Origin of the sequence: Labedella endophytica, from assembly GCF_003990045.1 — a bacterium.
Lineage (GTDB): Bacteria > Actinomycetota > Actinomycetes > Actinomycetales > Microbacteriaceae > Labedella > Labedella endophytica.
The window spans coordinates 37236-51192 of record NZ_RZGZ01000001.1 but is presented as its reverse complement, the minus strand read 5'-3'; the positions used below and the strand labels follow the sequence as shown (position 1 = coordinate 51192).

Below are 13957 nucleotides of genomic sequence, written 5' to 3'. Positions count from 1 at the left end.
TCTTCCCTGCGGTGTACCGCCGCAAAGACGCTCAAACGCCTCACGTGGCGGGTGGGGGTGGAGGGGGTGGCGGCGCGGGGGCGGGTCAGCGGCGGGTGCGGAAGGCGTGCCAGGCGCCCGTGGACCAGAGGGCCCAGAGCACGAGGATCGGCTGGAAGATCAGACGGACGCCGCGCGCGGTGTCCGAGGTGAGACCGAACGCGTCGACCTTGTTGACGAACTGCGAGATGTTGCCGGGGAAGATCGCGACGAAGAACGCCGCGACGGCCCAGCCGACGAGGGTGCGCTTCTTCTTCGCGAAGAGCAGCGCCGTGCCGAGCGTGATCTCGACGACGCCGGAGGCGAGGACGGTCGTGTCCTCGCTGAGCGGGACGAAGTCCGGCACCTGGGCCGTGAACTCGTCGCGCGCGAACGTGAGGTGGCTGATCCCCGCGAACGCGAGGAACGACCCGAGCACGATGCGCCCGATCGTGCGCCGCGTGCGCGACCCGCTCGAGATCCGCTTCGTGCTGCGTGACCGTGACTGCTTCTTCCGTGCCGACATGTGCACCTCCGCGCGCCAGCCTACGCGCGGCACCCGGAGACGACGTCCCGGTTGACCACATGTGCGCGGCCGGACAGCGACCGGGTCAGTGGACGTCGCGGTCGCCGCGGGCGTAGGCGGCGAGAAGCGTGCGCTCGGACTGGATGAGGTAGGCATCGAGCTCGTCCGCAGCGTCACCGGAGCGCCCCTCGGCGTGTGCACGGAGCACGCTCGCATTGCGGTCGACGTACGGGGCGTGCAGGTACTCCGGGTCGTCGATGATGCCGAAGGCGAGCCGGAGTTCCGCCGAGATGTTCGCGTAGACGCGGTCGAGACGGGCGCTGTCGGCGAGCGCCACGATCGCGCGGTGGAACTCCATGTTCGCCGTTCCCACGGCAGCCCAGTCGCCGGCCTCCCGGGCGGCGACGGCCGTGTCCACTGCTGCGGCGAGCGCGCGGCCCGCCGGGTGTCGCGGCGGCGCGCCCCGCAACGCCTGTCCTTCGATCATGCGGCGCACGCGATAGATGTCGATGATCGAGGCGAGAGAGGGGACGGCCACGATGACGCCGGCGTGCGGGCGTCGGACGAGCAGCCCCTCCTGGGTGAGCATGCGGAACGCTTCGCGGAGCGTGTTGCGCGAGACGCCGAGGGCGACACCGAGCGCCTGCTCGGACAGTCTCGAGCCGGGTGTGAAGTGACCGGAGATGATGGACGACCGGATGTCCGCCGCGGCTTTCTCCGCACGGTCGAGCACCTCGTCGTCGTTCGCGCGTTCAGCCACCCTCGGAGCCTACCCGCCGCCCGCACGGTGCGATCGGTGGACGAAACACCCCTGTAACGAATTTTTTACACGAAAGATCGTTCAACAACTTCCCCTGAACTGTTCGACAGTCCTAGTCTGGGTCGCACCCCCCGGCCGGCACGCACCCGTCCCACCTTCGGCCACCATCGGCACCACCTCTTTCGAACAGGATCTGGACCCATGACCGAACAGACGACACCGGCCCCGGCCACCCCCGAGGAGCTGAAGGCCTTCGCGAAGTCGCGACGCCGCTCGCTCCTCGGAGCCCTCTTCCTCATGGCCACCTCGGCCATCGGACCGGGCTTCATCACACAGACCGCCACGTTCACCGCACAGCTCGGGGCCGCCTTCGCCTTCGGCATCCTCGCGTCCGTGCTCATCGACCTCGCCGTGCAGCTCAACATCTGGCGCATGGTCACCGTGACCGGCAAGCGCGCGAGCGTGCTCGCCAACGACGCGCTCTTCGGCAGCGGCTACGTGCTCGCTGTGCTCATCGTGCTCGGCGGCCTGGTGTTCAACATCGGCAACATCGCGGGCGCCGGCCTCGGCCTCAACACCCTCTTCGGGCTCGATCCGAAGATCGGCGGCATCATCAGCGCCGCGATCGGCATCGCGATCTTCCTCGTGAAGCGCGCCGGCGTGGTCGTCGACCGCGTGGTCGTCATCGCCGGCCTCATCATGATCGTGCTCACGGTGGTCGTCGCGATCATCTCGCAGCCGCCCGTCGGTGACGCCCTCCGCCAGACGGTGTGGCCGGACGAGATCAACTTCGCGACCATCACCACGATCGTCGGCGGAACGGTCGGCGGTTACATCACGTACGCCGGCGCGCACAAGCTTCTCGACAGCGGCACGGCCGGCGTCGAGAACATCAAGGAGGTCAACCGCGCGGCCCTCAGCGGCATCCTCGTGACCGGCGTCATGCGCTACGTCCTCTTCCTCGCGATCCTCGGCGTCGTCGCGAGCGGCGTGGTCCTCGACACCACGGGTAACCCCGGCGCCCAGGCATTCCAGTCCGCGGCCGGTGAGGCGGGCCTCCGCATCTTCGGCGCCGTGTTCTGGATCGCCGCGATCACGAGCGTCATCGGCGCCGCGTACACCTCGGTGTCATTCCTCCCCGTGTTCTCGAAGAAGATCACCGGTCGCGTGGCCGACTACTGGACCGTCGGCTTCATCGTCGTCTCGCTCGGCGTGTACCTCGCCCTCGGCACCGCACCCGCGACGCTGCTCGTCTTCGTCGGCGGCCTCAACGGACTCATCCTGCCGATCGGCCTCACGCTCTTCATGTACATCGGCTGGTTCCGACCGAAGGTGCTCGGTGGGTACCGTTACCCGAAGTGGCTGCTCATCATCGGCACCCTCGCCGCTGCGGTCACCTGGTACATGGCCGTGAACGCGGTCGGCCCGATCTTCGCTCTCGTCACGGGCTAGACCCGGGCGACACCGCCCGACGCACCACCTGCACCACCGCACCACCGCACCACCGCACCACCGCACCACGACCCATCGGAGGACATCATGACCGTCGACCTCAACAGCGACCTCGGCGAAGGCTTCGGTCGCTGGTCGCTCGGAGACGACGCCCGGATGCTCGAGATCGTGTCGAGCGCCAACATCGCGTGCGGCTTCCACGCGGGCGATCCGGTGGGCATCCGTGAGACGGTGCGCGGCGCGGTGGCCTCGGGCGTCACGATCGGAGCCCACGTGGGCTACCGCGACCTCGCGGGCTTCGGTCGACGGAACATGGACGTGGCGAGCGCCGACCTCGTGGCCGACGTGATCTACCAGATCGGTGCGCTGCAGGCGATCACCCGGGCGGAGGGCGGCGAGGTCACCTACGTGAAGCCGCACGGCGCCCTCTACAACACGATCGCGCACGACGAGCGCCAGGCGCGGGACGTCGTCGAAGCCGTGGCCGCCGTCGACGCGCGGCTCGTGCTCCTCGGGCTGCCGGGCAGCGTCGTGCTGCGCGAGGCCGAGGCGCGCGGACTTCCCACGGCCACGGAGGCGTTCGCTGACCGCGCCTACACCCCGGAGGGCGCACTCGTATCGCGGCGCGAGCCCGGGTCCGTGCTGCACGACGCCGAGGACATCGCCCGCCGCATGGTGACCCTCGTGACCGAGGGCACGGTGACCGCGATCGACGGCAGCATCGTCGCCGTGCGCGCCGACTCCCTGTGCGTGCACGGCGACAGTCCGGGCGCCACCGACATGGCCGCGCGGGTGCGCGCCGCGCTCACGGAGGCCGGGATCGGGATCGAGTCCTTCGCTCCGACCCTCGGCGGCTCCGGGCTCGCCCCGGCATCGGGGAGCGTCGTCTCCTCGTGACGGTGCGCGTCCTCCCGGTCCGCGACGACGCGGTCCTCGTCGAACTCGCCGACCTCGACGAGACGCTCGCGCTCGCGGCGTCGCTCGAGACGAATCCCCTCGCCGGGGTCGTCGACGTGGTGCCGGGCGCACGGACCCTGCTCATCACCTTCCGCCCGAGCGCGGCCTTGGCGGAGCGGGTGGCCGCAGAGGTGCGCACGCGTCCGCTCGACGCGATCGACGCGGGCGATGCCCCGCTGCGGCGGATCCCCGTGCGGTACAACGGCGAGGACCTCGCGGAGGTCGCGAAGCAGCTCGGCATGACGGCCGACGAGGTCGTGCGTCGCCACACCGCGGCGGAGTGCACCGTGGCGTTCGTGGGATTCGCACCCGGCTTCGCGTACCTGACCGGCGGTGATCCGCTCCTCGACGTACCGCGGCGCTCGTCGCCGCGGACGCGCATCCCCGCCGGATCCGTCGCCCTCGCCGGCACATACAGCGGCGTGTACCCGCGGGAGAGCCCGGGCGGCTGGCGGCTCATCGGCACGACGGACCTTCCCATGTGGGACCTCGGCCGCGAGCGCCCCGCCTTCCTCGAACCGGGCGATCGCGTGCGTTTCGACCTGGTGGACGCCTCGCGCGCGACCGTCACCGCGGCGTCAGACTCCGACCACGCGGTCACTGAGCCGGTCGAAGCGCCTAGCCACCCGGTCGCTGAGCCCGTCGAATCGTCTCGAGCTCTCGAGGACTCAGCACCCTTCGACGAGCTCAGGGACCCTACGGTCGGCCTCGAGGTGGTGAGCGCCGGACTGCAGACGGTGTTCCAGGACCTCGGCCGCACCGGCTACACGAGCATGGGGGTGTCGGCGTCCGGTGCGCTCGACCCCGCCGCACTCCGCGCCGCGAACCGACTCGTCGGGAACGACTCGGCCGAAGCCGCACTCGAGGTCGTCGTCGGCGGGCTGCAGCTTCGCGCGCACGGGCCCCAGGTGACCGCCGTGGCAGGCGCCCCCGTGCCGCTCACGGTCGTGCGCGCGGACGGCGAGCGCCGCCCGGCCGCGTTCCACTCCGCGATTCCCCTCGATGACGGCGACGAGCTCCACCTCGGCATGGCGAGCGAGGGCGTGCGTGCGTACCTCGCCGTGCGTGGCGGATTCGCCGAGGAAGCCGTGCTCGGCAGCCTCGCGACGGACGCCCTCTCGGGCGTCGGACCGGAGCCCGTCGCCACCGGGCGGGTGCTCGACGTCCGCGCAGCGGCCGCCGGCTCGATCGTCGCCACCGAGGCCGCACCCGAGCACCCGCTCCCCCGCGCGGGCGAGGAGACGGTGCTCGACATCGTGCTCGGCCCGCGCACCGACTGGCTCACGGCCGACGCCGTCGAGACCCTCACGGGCCAGGCCTGGGACGTGACCCCGCAGTCGAACCGCGTCGGCGTGCGGCTCTCCGGCACCCCCGTGGATCGTGAGCGTACGGAGGAGCTGCCGAGCGAGGGCTGCGTCGCCGGCGCCCTGCAGATCCCACCGAACGGACAGCCCGTGCTCTTCCTCGCCGACCACCCGCTCACGGGCGGCTATCCCGTGATCGGCGCCGTCGTCTCCGATCAGGTCGCGATCGCCGGGCAGCTCCCGGTGGGCGCGCGCGTGCGGTTCCGCGTCCGCAGCCCGTTCGCCGAGATCCGCGACCCACTCCCGAGCCCCGCAACCACAGCCGACTCCCCCGACTCCCCCGACTCCCCCGACTCCATTGGACGTGACCCCCGATGACCGCACACGCTCCCCGCAAGGTCCTCATCGCGAACCGGGGCGAGATCGCCGTGCGCATCGCGCGCGCGTGCGCCGACCACGGTTACGCGTCCGTCGCCGTCTACGCCGACGGCGACGCCGACGCGCTGCACGTGCGCCTCGCCGACGAGGCCTACGCGCTCGGCGGCGTCACCGGAGCCGAGACCTACCTCGACGCGGAGAAGATCATCGCGGCCGCCCGCGCCTCGGGAGCCTCCCTCGTACACCCCGGCTACGGATTCCTCAGCGAGAGCGCCGACTTCGCGCGCGCCGTGCGCGACGCCGGTCTCACGTGGGTGGGCCCGAGCCCCGAGAGCATCGAGCTGCTCGGCGACAAGATCTCCGCGCGCAAGCTCGCCGAGTCCGTGGGCGCCCCCCTCATCGCCGGCACGACGGATCCCGTGTCCGACGCGGCCGAGGCCGTCGCGTTCGCCGAGGAGCACGGGCTCCCCATCGCGATCAAGGCGGCGTTCGGCGGCGGCGGGCGCGGGATGCGCGTGGCGCGGCGCCTCGATGAGGTCGCCGAGCTGTTCGAGGCCGCCGGCCGCGAGGCCGTCGCCGCCTTCGGCCGGGGCGAGTGCTTCATCGAGCGCTACCTCGAGCGCCCCCGGCACGTGGAGGCGCAGGTCCTGGCCGACGGCCAGGGCAACGTCGTCGCACTCGGCACACGCGACTGTTCCCTGCAGCGCCGCAGCCAGAAGCTCGTGGAGGAGGCGCCCGCCCCGTTCCTGACGGACGAGCAGACCGAGCGCGTGCTGTCCTCCGCGCGCGACATCTGCGCCGCCGCCGACTACCGCGGTGCGGCGACGGTGGAGTTCCTGCTCGGCGCCGACGGGCTCCTCTCCTTCCTCGAGGTGAACACGCGCCTGCAGGTGGAGCACCCGGTGACCGAGGAGACGACGGGCATCGACATCGTGGGTGAGCAGCTGCGCATCGCCGCCGGCCTCCCACTGTCGGTCACCGAGACCCCCGCGGTGCGCGGCCACTCCATCGAGTTCCGCATCAACGCCGAGGACCCGGCGCGCGGCTTCCTGCCCGTGCCCGGCACGATCTCGCTCTTCTCGCCGCCGACCGGTCCGGGCGTGCGCCTCGACACGGGCGTCGAGTCCGGCTCCGAGGTGTCCGGTCGGTTCGACTCGATGATGGCGAAGCTCGTCGTCACGGGCGTCGACCGGGACGCGGCCCTCGCCCGCGCCCGGCGCGCGCTCGCCGAGTTCCGCGTCGAGGGCGTCGCGAGCGTGCTGCCGTTCCACCGTGCGGTGCTCGACGACGCCGACTTCACCGCGGGCGACGGCTTCGCCGTGCACACGCAGTGGATCGAGACGACCTTCGCGGATCGCACCCCGCCGCAGGCCCTCGCCGAGGAGCCCGCGGAGCCCGACGTCGTGTCATCGTGGATCGAAGTGGACGGCCACCGCCTCTCGCTGCGGCTCCCCGCCGCGCTGGCCGGGTCCTTCGCGGCGGGAGTCGGGACGACATCCGCCTCCGCCGCGGGATCGACGACGCCCGCCGCGCAGGACGGAGACGTCCTCGCCCCGATGGCCGGGACCCTCGTCCGGTGGGCCGTCGACGACGGTGACGCCGTGGAACAGGGCGACACGATCGCCGTCGTCGAGGCCATGAAGATGGAGACGACCGTCACCGCACCCGTCGCCGGCACCGTCGAGCGCGCCGACGACGCCCCGGCCGCAGGCGACCCCGTCTCCCCCACCACGGTCCTGGCGAGGGTCACCGCCGTCTGAACCCGGCCTGGCCGCCCGTTGCGCTGCAGTTCTCGGTGAGCGCGGCAGCAATTTCTGTCGCGCTCGCTCACCAAGAGCCGCATCGCCTCACGCAAGGGCGCAGTGCGTCGAAGCCGGCCCCACGCGCCGATCAGACCGTCGGGATGACGACGCTCTCCGTACGACCCGAGACCGCCGAGCGCGCCGCCGCCTCCATCAGGGCGAGGCTCCCCAGGTTCCCGGCTCCGGCTGTCTCCGGCGTGGTGCCCGAGGCGATCGCCTGCGCGAAGTGCTGCAGCCCGGCGGACCGCCCCCACAGCGGCATGTCCTCGAGGTCGACCGCGACGGGCTTCCCCTTCGGACGGCGAAGCGACACCCGGTCGCCGGCGGGATTGTCTCCGAGCCGGCTCGTGAACTCGATCTGACCCTTCTCGCCGTCGATGGCCCATTCCCCGGCCCACGCGGTCGGCACACCACGGCTCACCCAGCTGCCGCGGTAGCTCACCACGAGGCCCGACTCCAGCTCGATGATGATGACGGCGGAGGCCTCCTCGTCGAACTTGCTGAAGGACGGGTCGCCCACCTTCGCGAAGACGCTCACCGCCTCCTGGCCGGTCACCTTGCGGAGCAGGTCGAAGTGGTGGATCGCCATGTCGTTGATCAGCGGGTGCGGGAACTTGTAGTGCCGGTTCGCCGCGTAGGCGGCGTCGTTGTCCCACTGGCGGAAGTCGATGTTGATCGCGGAGAGCTCACCCAGCTCGCCGGCCGTCAGCAGTCGCTGCACGGCGCGCGGAGCCGGGTAGAACCGGTAATTCTGGCTGACCTGCATGACGAGGTCCTTCTCCGCCGCCCGGCGCACGGCGACAGCGGCCTCCTCCGCGGTGTTGGCGAAGGGCTTCTCAACGAGAACGTGCTTACCGGCATCGAGCGCCTCGAGCGCGAGCGGCACGTGGGTCACCGCCGGCGCCGTGATGACGACGGCGTCCGCGTCGACGGCACCGAGTGCCTCGCCGAGCGACGCGAAGCCCGGCAGGCCGGGACGCTTGATGGCCTTCAGGACGCTCGCTCGAGTGTCCGCATCGATGTCGACGACGGCGACGACCTCGACCTCCGGCACCCTCGGGATGGCGATCTGAGCCCAGTTACCTCCCCAACCACCGAGGCCGACATGGATGACGTTGAGTGGCACGAAGAAGCTCCTGAGGTTCGAGGGATGCGGTTTCCCGTCACGCTCGACCGGACTGTCGGCGCGGTCGCCATCGAGGCCGCGCGTTCAACGCTAGCACCGGAGTTGACGCGGGGCGCCGGGCGGCTTCCCGACACCGAGTACCCACGCGATGTGGTCGAAAGCGCGCGGGGGCGGGCAATGGGCGCCGGCCCCCGTGGAGCGGGTTGGCGCTACTTGCCTTCGGCTTCGCGGGAGACCGGGGCCCATTCGGCCCACTCGGCGAGTCGCTGCTGGTAGATGTACGAGGCGATCTGTACGGGCTGCTCGCCGAAGAACACGCGCAGCGGCGCCTTCTCGGCGTCGACGACCTTGAGGATCGCTGACCCGAATCCGACCGGCTTGGGGCTCGCGTTGTTGGCGCGCTGCGCGGCCATGCCATCGTGAAGCGCCTTGTACTGCGGCTGCGCCTCGGCGATGGTTGCGGAGGCTGTACCCCAGTCGGTGTCGAACCCGCCGGGCTCGACCAGGGTCACCTTGATGCCGAATCCGGCGACCTCCTGAGCGAGCGACTCGGACATTCCCTCGAGTGCCCACTTGGAAGCGTGGTAGCCGCCGAGGGTCGGGAATGCCCCGACGCCGCCGATGGTGGAGATCTGGATGATGTGCCCAGAGCCCTGCTCGCGCATGATCGGCAGAACCGCCTGGGTGACGTTGAAGACGCCGAACAGGTTGGTCTCGAGCTGGTCGCGGAGCTGCTGCTCCGTGATCTCCTCGATCGTGCCGAACAGCCCGTAGCCGGCGTTGTTGATGACGACGTCGAGACGGCCGAAGGTGTCGTGCGCCGACTTCACGGCCGCGTACACCTGGTCGCGATCGGTGACGTCGAGCTGCAGCGGGAGGACGGCGTCGCCGTACTTCTCGACAAGGTCACCCAGGGTGTCGGTGTTGCGGGCGGTCGCGGCGACCTTGTCGCCCCGCTCCAGCGCGGCGAGAACGAACTCGCGGCCGAAGCCCTTCGACGAACCGGTGACGAACCAAACCTTGCTCATGATGCTCCTCCCGAGGGCGGCGCCTCTCTGACGCCTGAGGGAAACTATATGCCTGATGTGTCACTCGGTGTCAAGTTTGCATCCTGGGGATATGATGGGTGTGTGACTGAGACATCCCCCGTGCCGATCAGAGAGCGCACCCGCCGCCTCGCCCAGACCGAGCTGACGTCGGTGGCGCAGGATCTGTTCGTCACCCAGGGATATGACGGCACGACGGTGGATCAGATCGCGGCCGCCGCGGGCATGTCGAAGCGCACCTTCTTCCGGTACTTCCCGTCTAAGGACGACCTCGTGATCGGCAAGTACGACCTCTTCGCGGACCGGATGGCTGAAGCGCTCGATGAACGGCCCGCCCACGAGCCGGTATGGGAGTCGCTGCGCCGCGTCTTCGACATCACCCTCGACTATGTGCAGGACGATCATCAGCGCGCCCGGAACGAGGCGATGGATGAGATCGTTCGCAGCACTCCTCAGCTCTATGCCCGCTACCTCGAGAAGATGCAGCGCGTTCAGGAACTGCTCACCGGCCGCGTCGCTGCGCGTCTCACCGGCCGCGACGACGACCCCTCCGACCCGCGTCCGGCGGCTATCGTCGGCGCCGCGTTCGCCTGCATGCAAGCCGCTCGACAGGCCTGGTTCGCCTCCGATCGCAGTGAAGCGTTCGGGAGCTATCTCGACACCGCGATGTCGACGCTTCAGGTCGGGCGAGCCCACGGCTCCTAATGGCGAAAAGCGTCGATCGTCTCCCCCGCCCGTGAACGGCGCGAAACCGCTGTGGCACGGAGGGTGAGCCGTCGCCCGAACCGACGTCAGCGACGGGGTCGGGGGCGCTCCTGTCTGCGCCCACCGCTACTCATTTCGCCGAGCGCCGCACGAATTCGTGTGGTGCTCGGCGGAACCTGGCGCGCTCGGCGCAACGCGACGGAGGACCCGCGGGCGGGCAGTGCCGGCGGGCGGGCACGCGTACGGGTGAACAGCACCCCCTGGACCGCTCCCCTATCCTGAGCACATGGCACGAACGGCGCGAGCGACGATGAAGGACGTCGCCGCCCTCGCGCAGGTCTCGCCGAAGACCGTCTCGAACGTCGTCACCGGCACGGTCTTCGTCCGGCCCGAGACGGTGGAACGCGTCGAGGCCGCGATGGCCGAGCTCCACTTCGTCCCGAACCTCAGCGCCCGTGGCCTGCGGAACGGGCGCTCGGGCACGATCGCGGTCGCCCTCCCCGACCTCGCGACCCCGTTCTCCGCCGACCTCCTCCACCACATCGTGGACGTGGCCCACGAGCGCGGGTTCGCCGTGCAGATCGAGGAGACGGCCTCGGAGCCGGGACGCGAGGAGGAGCTCGTCTCGCGCGCACGCGCGCACCTCATCGACGGGCTCATCCTCAACCCGATCCGCCTCGAGGACAGCGTCATCGAGCACGCCGACCACCTCCCGCCTGTCGTCCTCATCGGAGAGGTGGAGCAGCAGCTCACCGACCGTGTGCTGATCGACAGCCGGGGCGCTGCCCGGGACGTCACGCGTCACCTGATCGAGCGGGGCGCGCGACGCATCGCCGCCGTGGGAGGCGACGATCGCGCGGACATCGCCACGGCGACGAGCCGGCTCCGGCTGGCGGGTTACCGGGACGCCCTCGCCGAAGCGGGGATCGACCATGACCCTCGCCTCGAGGTCAATCCGTTCCCGTGGACGACGGCCGCTGCAGCCGCCGCGATCGACGCGCTCGACGCCCGCGGGGCCTCGTTCGACGCCGTCGTCGCCTTCACCGACTCGCTCGCCCTCGGCGTGCTCCACGTGCTGAACGCCCGGGGGACGCGCGTGCCCGAGGACGTACTCGTGACGGGCTTCGACGACGTGGAGATCGCCGCGTTCGCCTCACCTGCCCTCACGACCGTGCGCCTCGATCGCCGCGCCTTCGCCGAGGAGGCGTTCCGACTCCTCGAGGAGCGGATGACGGAGCGTTCCGCTCCACCGCGCGCGGTGACGGTGCCGTACGAGGTCATCGTGCGCGCGAGCACCGGCGGCTCTTAGCACGAGGCGCCCCGCACGCAGCCACCTCGGGCTGCTATGGTTCTGGCGCCGGCAGCAGCCGGTATTCAGGGAAGACTTCTCGTCGGCCGTTGGGCCACTCGGCCTCGCGACGATTCCGTCGCCTCCTCTGACCTATCAGAGGAACACACCGACCATGTCCATTCCCGTCTTCTCCCTCCCGACCCCCGCGACCGAGGTCCCCCGACTTCCCGCGGGCACCACCGCCGTCGTCTACTGCGAGGGCCAGTTCGGCGAACAGGACGGGAAGACCGCGAACGGACTCGTCCGCCATTCCGAGAAGTACGAGATCCTCAGCGTCATCGACGGTCGGCACGCCGGGGTGGACGCCGGCTTCCTCCTCGACGGCACGGCGAACGGCATCCCCGTGGTCGGAAGCCTGAGCGAGGGAATCAGTGCGGCCGGATACGTGCCCGACTACCTCATCTTCGGCATGGCTCCGTCGGACGGTCTCCTCTCGGATGCGCAGCGCACCGCTCTGCTCGACGGCATCGCCCGCGGGATGCACCTCATCAACGGGCTCCATGAGTTCCTCAACGACGACGCCGAATTCGTCGCCGCGAGCCTGCGCGCCGGCGTCACGATCACCGATGTCCGCCGACCGGCGGACAAGAAGGACCTCCACCAGTTCTCCGGGCGGATCTTCGACGTGACGTGCCCGCGGATCGCGGTCCTCGGCACCGACGGCGCGATCGGCAAGCGCACCACGGCGACCCTCCTCGTGGAGGCGCTGAACGCGCAAGGCATCACGGCCGTACTCGTCGGCACCGGCCAGACCACGATCATCCAGGGCGGGAAGTACGGCGTCGCACTCGACGCCCTCGTTCCGCAGTTCTGCTCGGGCGAGCTCGAGAATCAGGTCGTGGCGGCGTGGGAGGGGGAGGACCCCGACGTCATCGTGATCGAAGGGCAGGGCGCGCTCAGCCATCCCGCCTATCTCACCTCCGCCTACATCCTGCGCGGGAGCAGGCCGGCCGGGGTCATCGTGCAGCACGCCCCACGCCGCGCCGTCCGGGGGGACTTCCCGATGATGGCGATGCCCACCGTGGCGAGTGAGATCGCCCTCATCGAGGCGTTCGCCGACACGACGGTCATCGGGGTCACCATCAACCACGAACTCATGACCGACGCGGAGGTCGGAGAGATGATCGAGGAGTACGAACGCGAGCTCGGACTCCCCGCGACCGATCCCCTCACGCGTCCCCTCGACCGCCTGGTCGACATGGTGCTGGAGGCGTTCCCCGCGCTCTCCTCGCCGGGCGCCTGACGGCTCGGCCCGACGGCTGAGCACCGGCTCGGCCAGATGGCTCGGTCGCCGCTGCCGGATACGACGACGGCCGGTCCCTCCCCTCGGGGCGGGACCGGCCGTCGTCGTTCAGACCGGGAGCGGGGCTCCGGGCCTCGTCAGCTCCACATCAGATCGAACTCCTGGGCGGCCAACGAGTTCTCCGGTCCGATGAACGGGATCGGTTCCTCGAACTCCTCCGACTCGAAGATCACCGACATGCGGTCGGTCACGAGAACACTCATGGTCCGCTCTCCCGCGACGTCCACGTCGACGAACCCGACCCCGGACGTCACACTGGCGACCACCGCCCGCTGCAGGTCGGCAGGATTCGATGTCGGGCATAGCAGGTACGTGTGATCGTCGAACGTCACGGTGTTACGGCGCATGTGGATCTCCTCCATTGCTCCGTCGCGACGCTACGCCCCCGGAAGGCCCCTGGCGAGGGGGTCGGCGACATTGGTGCGCTCGTCACCCCCTCCGGAGGAGCGAGGCGACGCGCGGCAGCACGTCGCGGGCGGGACCGCTGAGACCGCACTCCATGGCGAGCCAGCCCTCATACCCGATGTCCTCGAGCGCATCGAGCGTGTCATTCCAGTCGTAGTGGCCGGCACCTGGTTCGAGACGGTTGCTGTCGCCGAGCTGCACGTGTCCGATCCGTGCACCGGCCGCGCGGATGGCCGCGCCCGTGTCCGACTCCTCGATCGACATGTGCCATGTATCAGCGACCACGGCGAGGCCGGACGAACCGATTTCGTCGACGTACCAGCTCGCGTCGGCGAGCGTGTTGACGACGAAGTCCTCGAAGCGATTGAGCGGCTCGAGGTAGGCGACAACGCCGAGACCGGCGGCGTGCGATGCAACCTCGTCGAGCGCCTCGAGCAGCAGCTGCCGCGAGTCCTCGTCGTCCCGTGGCGGCGTGAACGGCGGGAGGTGCCGGGAGAAGAGGCCGAACGCGTGCGGCGTCACGAAACCATTGCCGCCGGCCGCGGCGATCGCGCCGAGGAGGTCCTTCAGCTCGTCGATCGCCCCGCGGCGGATCTCGGGGTCGAAGTCCCCGATGAAATGATCGGTGTGCGCGACGGCGCTCGGCATGACGACCCCGGCCGCCTGCGCGGCCTGGAGCTCCGGGATGCGGGAGACGAACACGCCATTCCCGCGTCCCGAGAGTTCGATGCCGTCGAAGCCGACGGATTTTGCGAACGCGAACTTCTCCTCGAGGGTGTCGCCCTCGCACGTGGACTCCTGAGCGGCGAGCTTGAAGGCCATGA

The 13957-nt window shown here is 70.3% G+C and carries 13 protein-coding genes; 7 read left to right on the top strand and 6 right to left on the bottom strand.

All coding sequences use genetic code 11. The annotated features are described in order from the left end of the window. Positions 1-85: 85 nt before the first annotated feature. Positions 86-544 (bottom strand): DoxX family protein, encoded by a 459-nt coding sequence (locus tag ELQ94_RS00220; protein WP_243696796.1) that lies wholly within the window; start codon positions 542-544, stop codon positions 86-88. Between the two features lie 85 nt (positions 545-629). Beyond that, a complete protein-coding gene (locus ELQ94_RS00215) occupies positions 630-1304 on the bottom strand; it encodes a GntR family transcriptional regulator (protein WP_127046025.1) in 675 nt (224 codons plus the stop codon). A 201-nt stretch (positions 1305-1505) separates the two neighbouring features. On the opposite strand from ELQ94_RS00215, the gene ELQ94_RS00210 reads away from it, so the two are divergent. From ELQ94_RS00210 to ELQ94_RS00195, 4 genes are all read left to right on the top strand, one after another. Further along, positions 1506-2756, top strand: coding sequence for an NRAMP family divalent metal transporter (locus tag ELQ94_RS00210; RefSeq protein ID WP_127046023.1), 1251 nt, complete (start codon positions 1506-1508; stop codon positions 2754-2756). A gap of 87 nt (positions 2757-2843) precedes the next feature. After that, positions 2844-3653: a LamB/YcsF family protein gene (locus ELQ94_RS00205; RefSeq protein WP_127046021.1), complete on the top strand. Its 810-nt coding sequence runs from the start codon at positions 2844-2846 to the stop codon at positions 3651-3653. Then, a complete protein-coding gene (locus ELQ94_RS00200) occupies positions 3650-5395 on the top strand; it encodes a 5-oxoprolinase subunit B/C family protein (RefSeq protein ID WP_243696795.1) in 1746 nt (581 codons plus the stop codon). Before ELQ94_RS00205 ends, ELQ94_RS00200 begins: the two co-directional genes overlap by 4 nt. Beyond that, positions 5392-7155 (top strand): acetyl/propionyl/methylcrotonyl-CoA carboxylase subunit alpha, encoded by a 1764-nt coding sequence (locus tag ELQ94_RS00195; RefSeq protein ID WP_127046018.1) that lies wholly within the window; start codon positions 5392-5394, stop codon positions 7153-7155. Before ELQ94_RS00200 ends, ELQ94_RS00195 begins: the two co-directional genes overlap by 4 nt. A gap of 130 nt (positions 7156-7285) precedes the next feature. Here the strand turns inward: ELQ94_RS00195 and ELQ94_RS00190 are convergent, their stop codons facing one another. After that, positions 7286-8323 (bottom strand): Gfo/Idh/MocA family protein, encoded by a 1038-nt coding sequence (locus ELQ94_RS00190; protein WP_127046016.1) that lies wholly within the window; start codon positions 8321-8323, stop codon positions 7286-7288. Positions 8324-8532: 209 nt separating this feature from the next. Next, entirely contained in the window at positions 8533-9351 is an 819-nt protein-coding gene (locus ELQ94_RS00185) for an SDR family oxidoreductase (protein ID WP_127046014.1), read from the bottom strand. Positions 9352-9399: 48 nt separating this feature from the next. Between ELQ94_RS00185 and ELQ94_RS00180 the strand changes: the two genes are divergently transcribed. From ELQ94_RS00180 to ELQ94_RS00170, 3 genes are all read left to right on the top strand, one after another. Continuing rightward, on the top strand, positions 9400-10074 hold the full coding sequence (locus ELQ94_RS00180; protein ID WP_127046012.1) for a TetR family transcriptional regulator: 675 nt from the start codon (positions 9400-9402) through the stop codon (positions 10072-10074). A 286-nt stretch (positions 10075-10360) separates the two neighbouring features. Beyond that, the gene (locus tag ELQ94_RS00175; protein WP_127046010.1) at positions 10361-11383 is read left to right on the top strand and encodes a LacI family DNA-binding transcriptional regulator; all 1023 of its coding nucleotides are present in this window, start codon (positions 10361-10363) and stop codon (positions 11381-11383) included. A gap of 154 nt (positions 11384-11537) precedes the next feature. Continuing rightward, entirely contained in the window at positions 11538-12668 is a 1131-nt protein-coding gene (locus ELQ94_RS00170; protein WP_127046008.1) for an N-acetyltransferase DgcN family protein, read from the top strand. Between the two features lie 137 nt (positions 12669-12805). Here the strand turns inward: ELQ94_RS00170 and ELQ94_RS00165 are convergent, their stop codons facing one another. After that, positions 12806-13075 carry a hypothetical protein gene (locus tag ELQ94_RS00165; protein WP_127046006.1) on the bottom strand — a complete coding sequence of 90 codons (270 nt, stop codon included), beginning with the start codon at positions 13073-13075 and terminating at the stop codon, positions 12806-12808. Positions 13076-13157: 82 nt separating this feature from the next. Further along, the gene (locus ELQ94_RS00160; RefSeq protein ID WP_127046004.1) at positions 13158-13955 is read right to left on the bottom strand and encodes a sugar phosphate isomerase/epimerase family protein; all 798 of its coding nucleotides are present in this window, start codon (positions 13953-13955) and stop codon (positions 13158-13160) included. Between the last annotated feature and the right edge of the window lie 2 nt (positions 13956-13957).

Bases quoted from the DNA above. Each gene is read 5' to 3' on its own strand.
- ELQ94_RS00160 (WP_127046004.1), bottom strand. From the start codon at position 13,955: ATGGCCTTCAAGCTCGCCGCTCAGGAGTCCACGTGCGAGGGCGACACC.
- ELQ94_RS00165 (WP_127046006.1), bottom strand. From the start codon at position 13,075: ATGCGCCGTAACACCGTGACGTTCGACGATCACACGTACCTGCTATGC.
- ELQ94_RS00220 (WP_243696796.1), bottom strand. From the start codon at position 544: ATGTCGGCACGGAAGAAGCAGTCACGGTCACGCAGCACGAAGCGGATC.
- ELQ94_RS00205 (WP_127046021.1), top strand. From the start codon at position 2,844: ATGACCGTCGACCTCAACAGCGACCTCGGCGAAGGCTTCGGTCGCTGG.
- ELQ94_RS00195 (WP_127046018.1), top strand. From the start codon at position 5,392: ATGACCGCACACGCTCCCCGCAAGGTCCTCATCGCGAACCGGGGCGAG.
- ELQ94_RS00210 (WP_127046023.1), top strand. From the start codon at position 1,506: ATGACCGAACAGACGACACCGGCCCCGGCCACCCCCGAGGAGCTGAAG.
- ELQ94_RS00180 (WP_127046012.1), top strand. From the start codon at position 9,400: ATGCCTGATGTGTCACTCGGTGTCAAGTTTGCATCCTGGGGATATGAT.
- ELQ94_RS00170 (WP_127046008.1), top strand. From the start codon at position 11,538: ATGTCCATTCCCGTCTTCTCCCTCCCGACCCCCGCGACCGAGGTCCCC.
- ELQ94_RS00175 (WP_127046010.1), top strand. From the start codon at position 10,361: ATGGCACGAACGGCGCGAGCGACGATGAAGGACGTCGCCGCCCTCGCG.
- ELQ94_RS00185 (WP_127046014.1), bottom strand. From the start codon at position 9,351: ATGAGCAAGGTTTGGTTCGTCACCGGTTCGTCGAAGGGCTTCGGCCGC.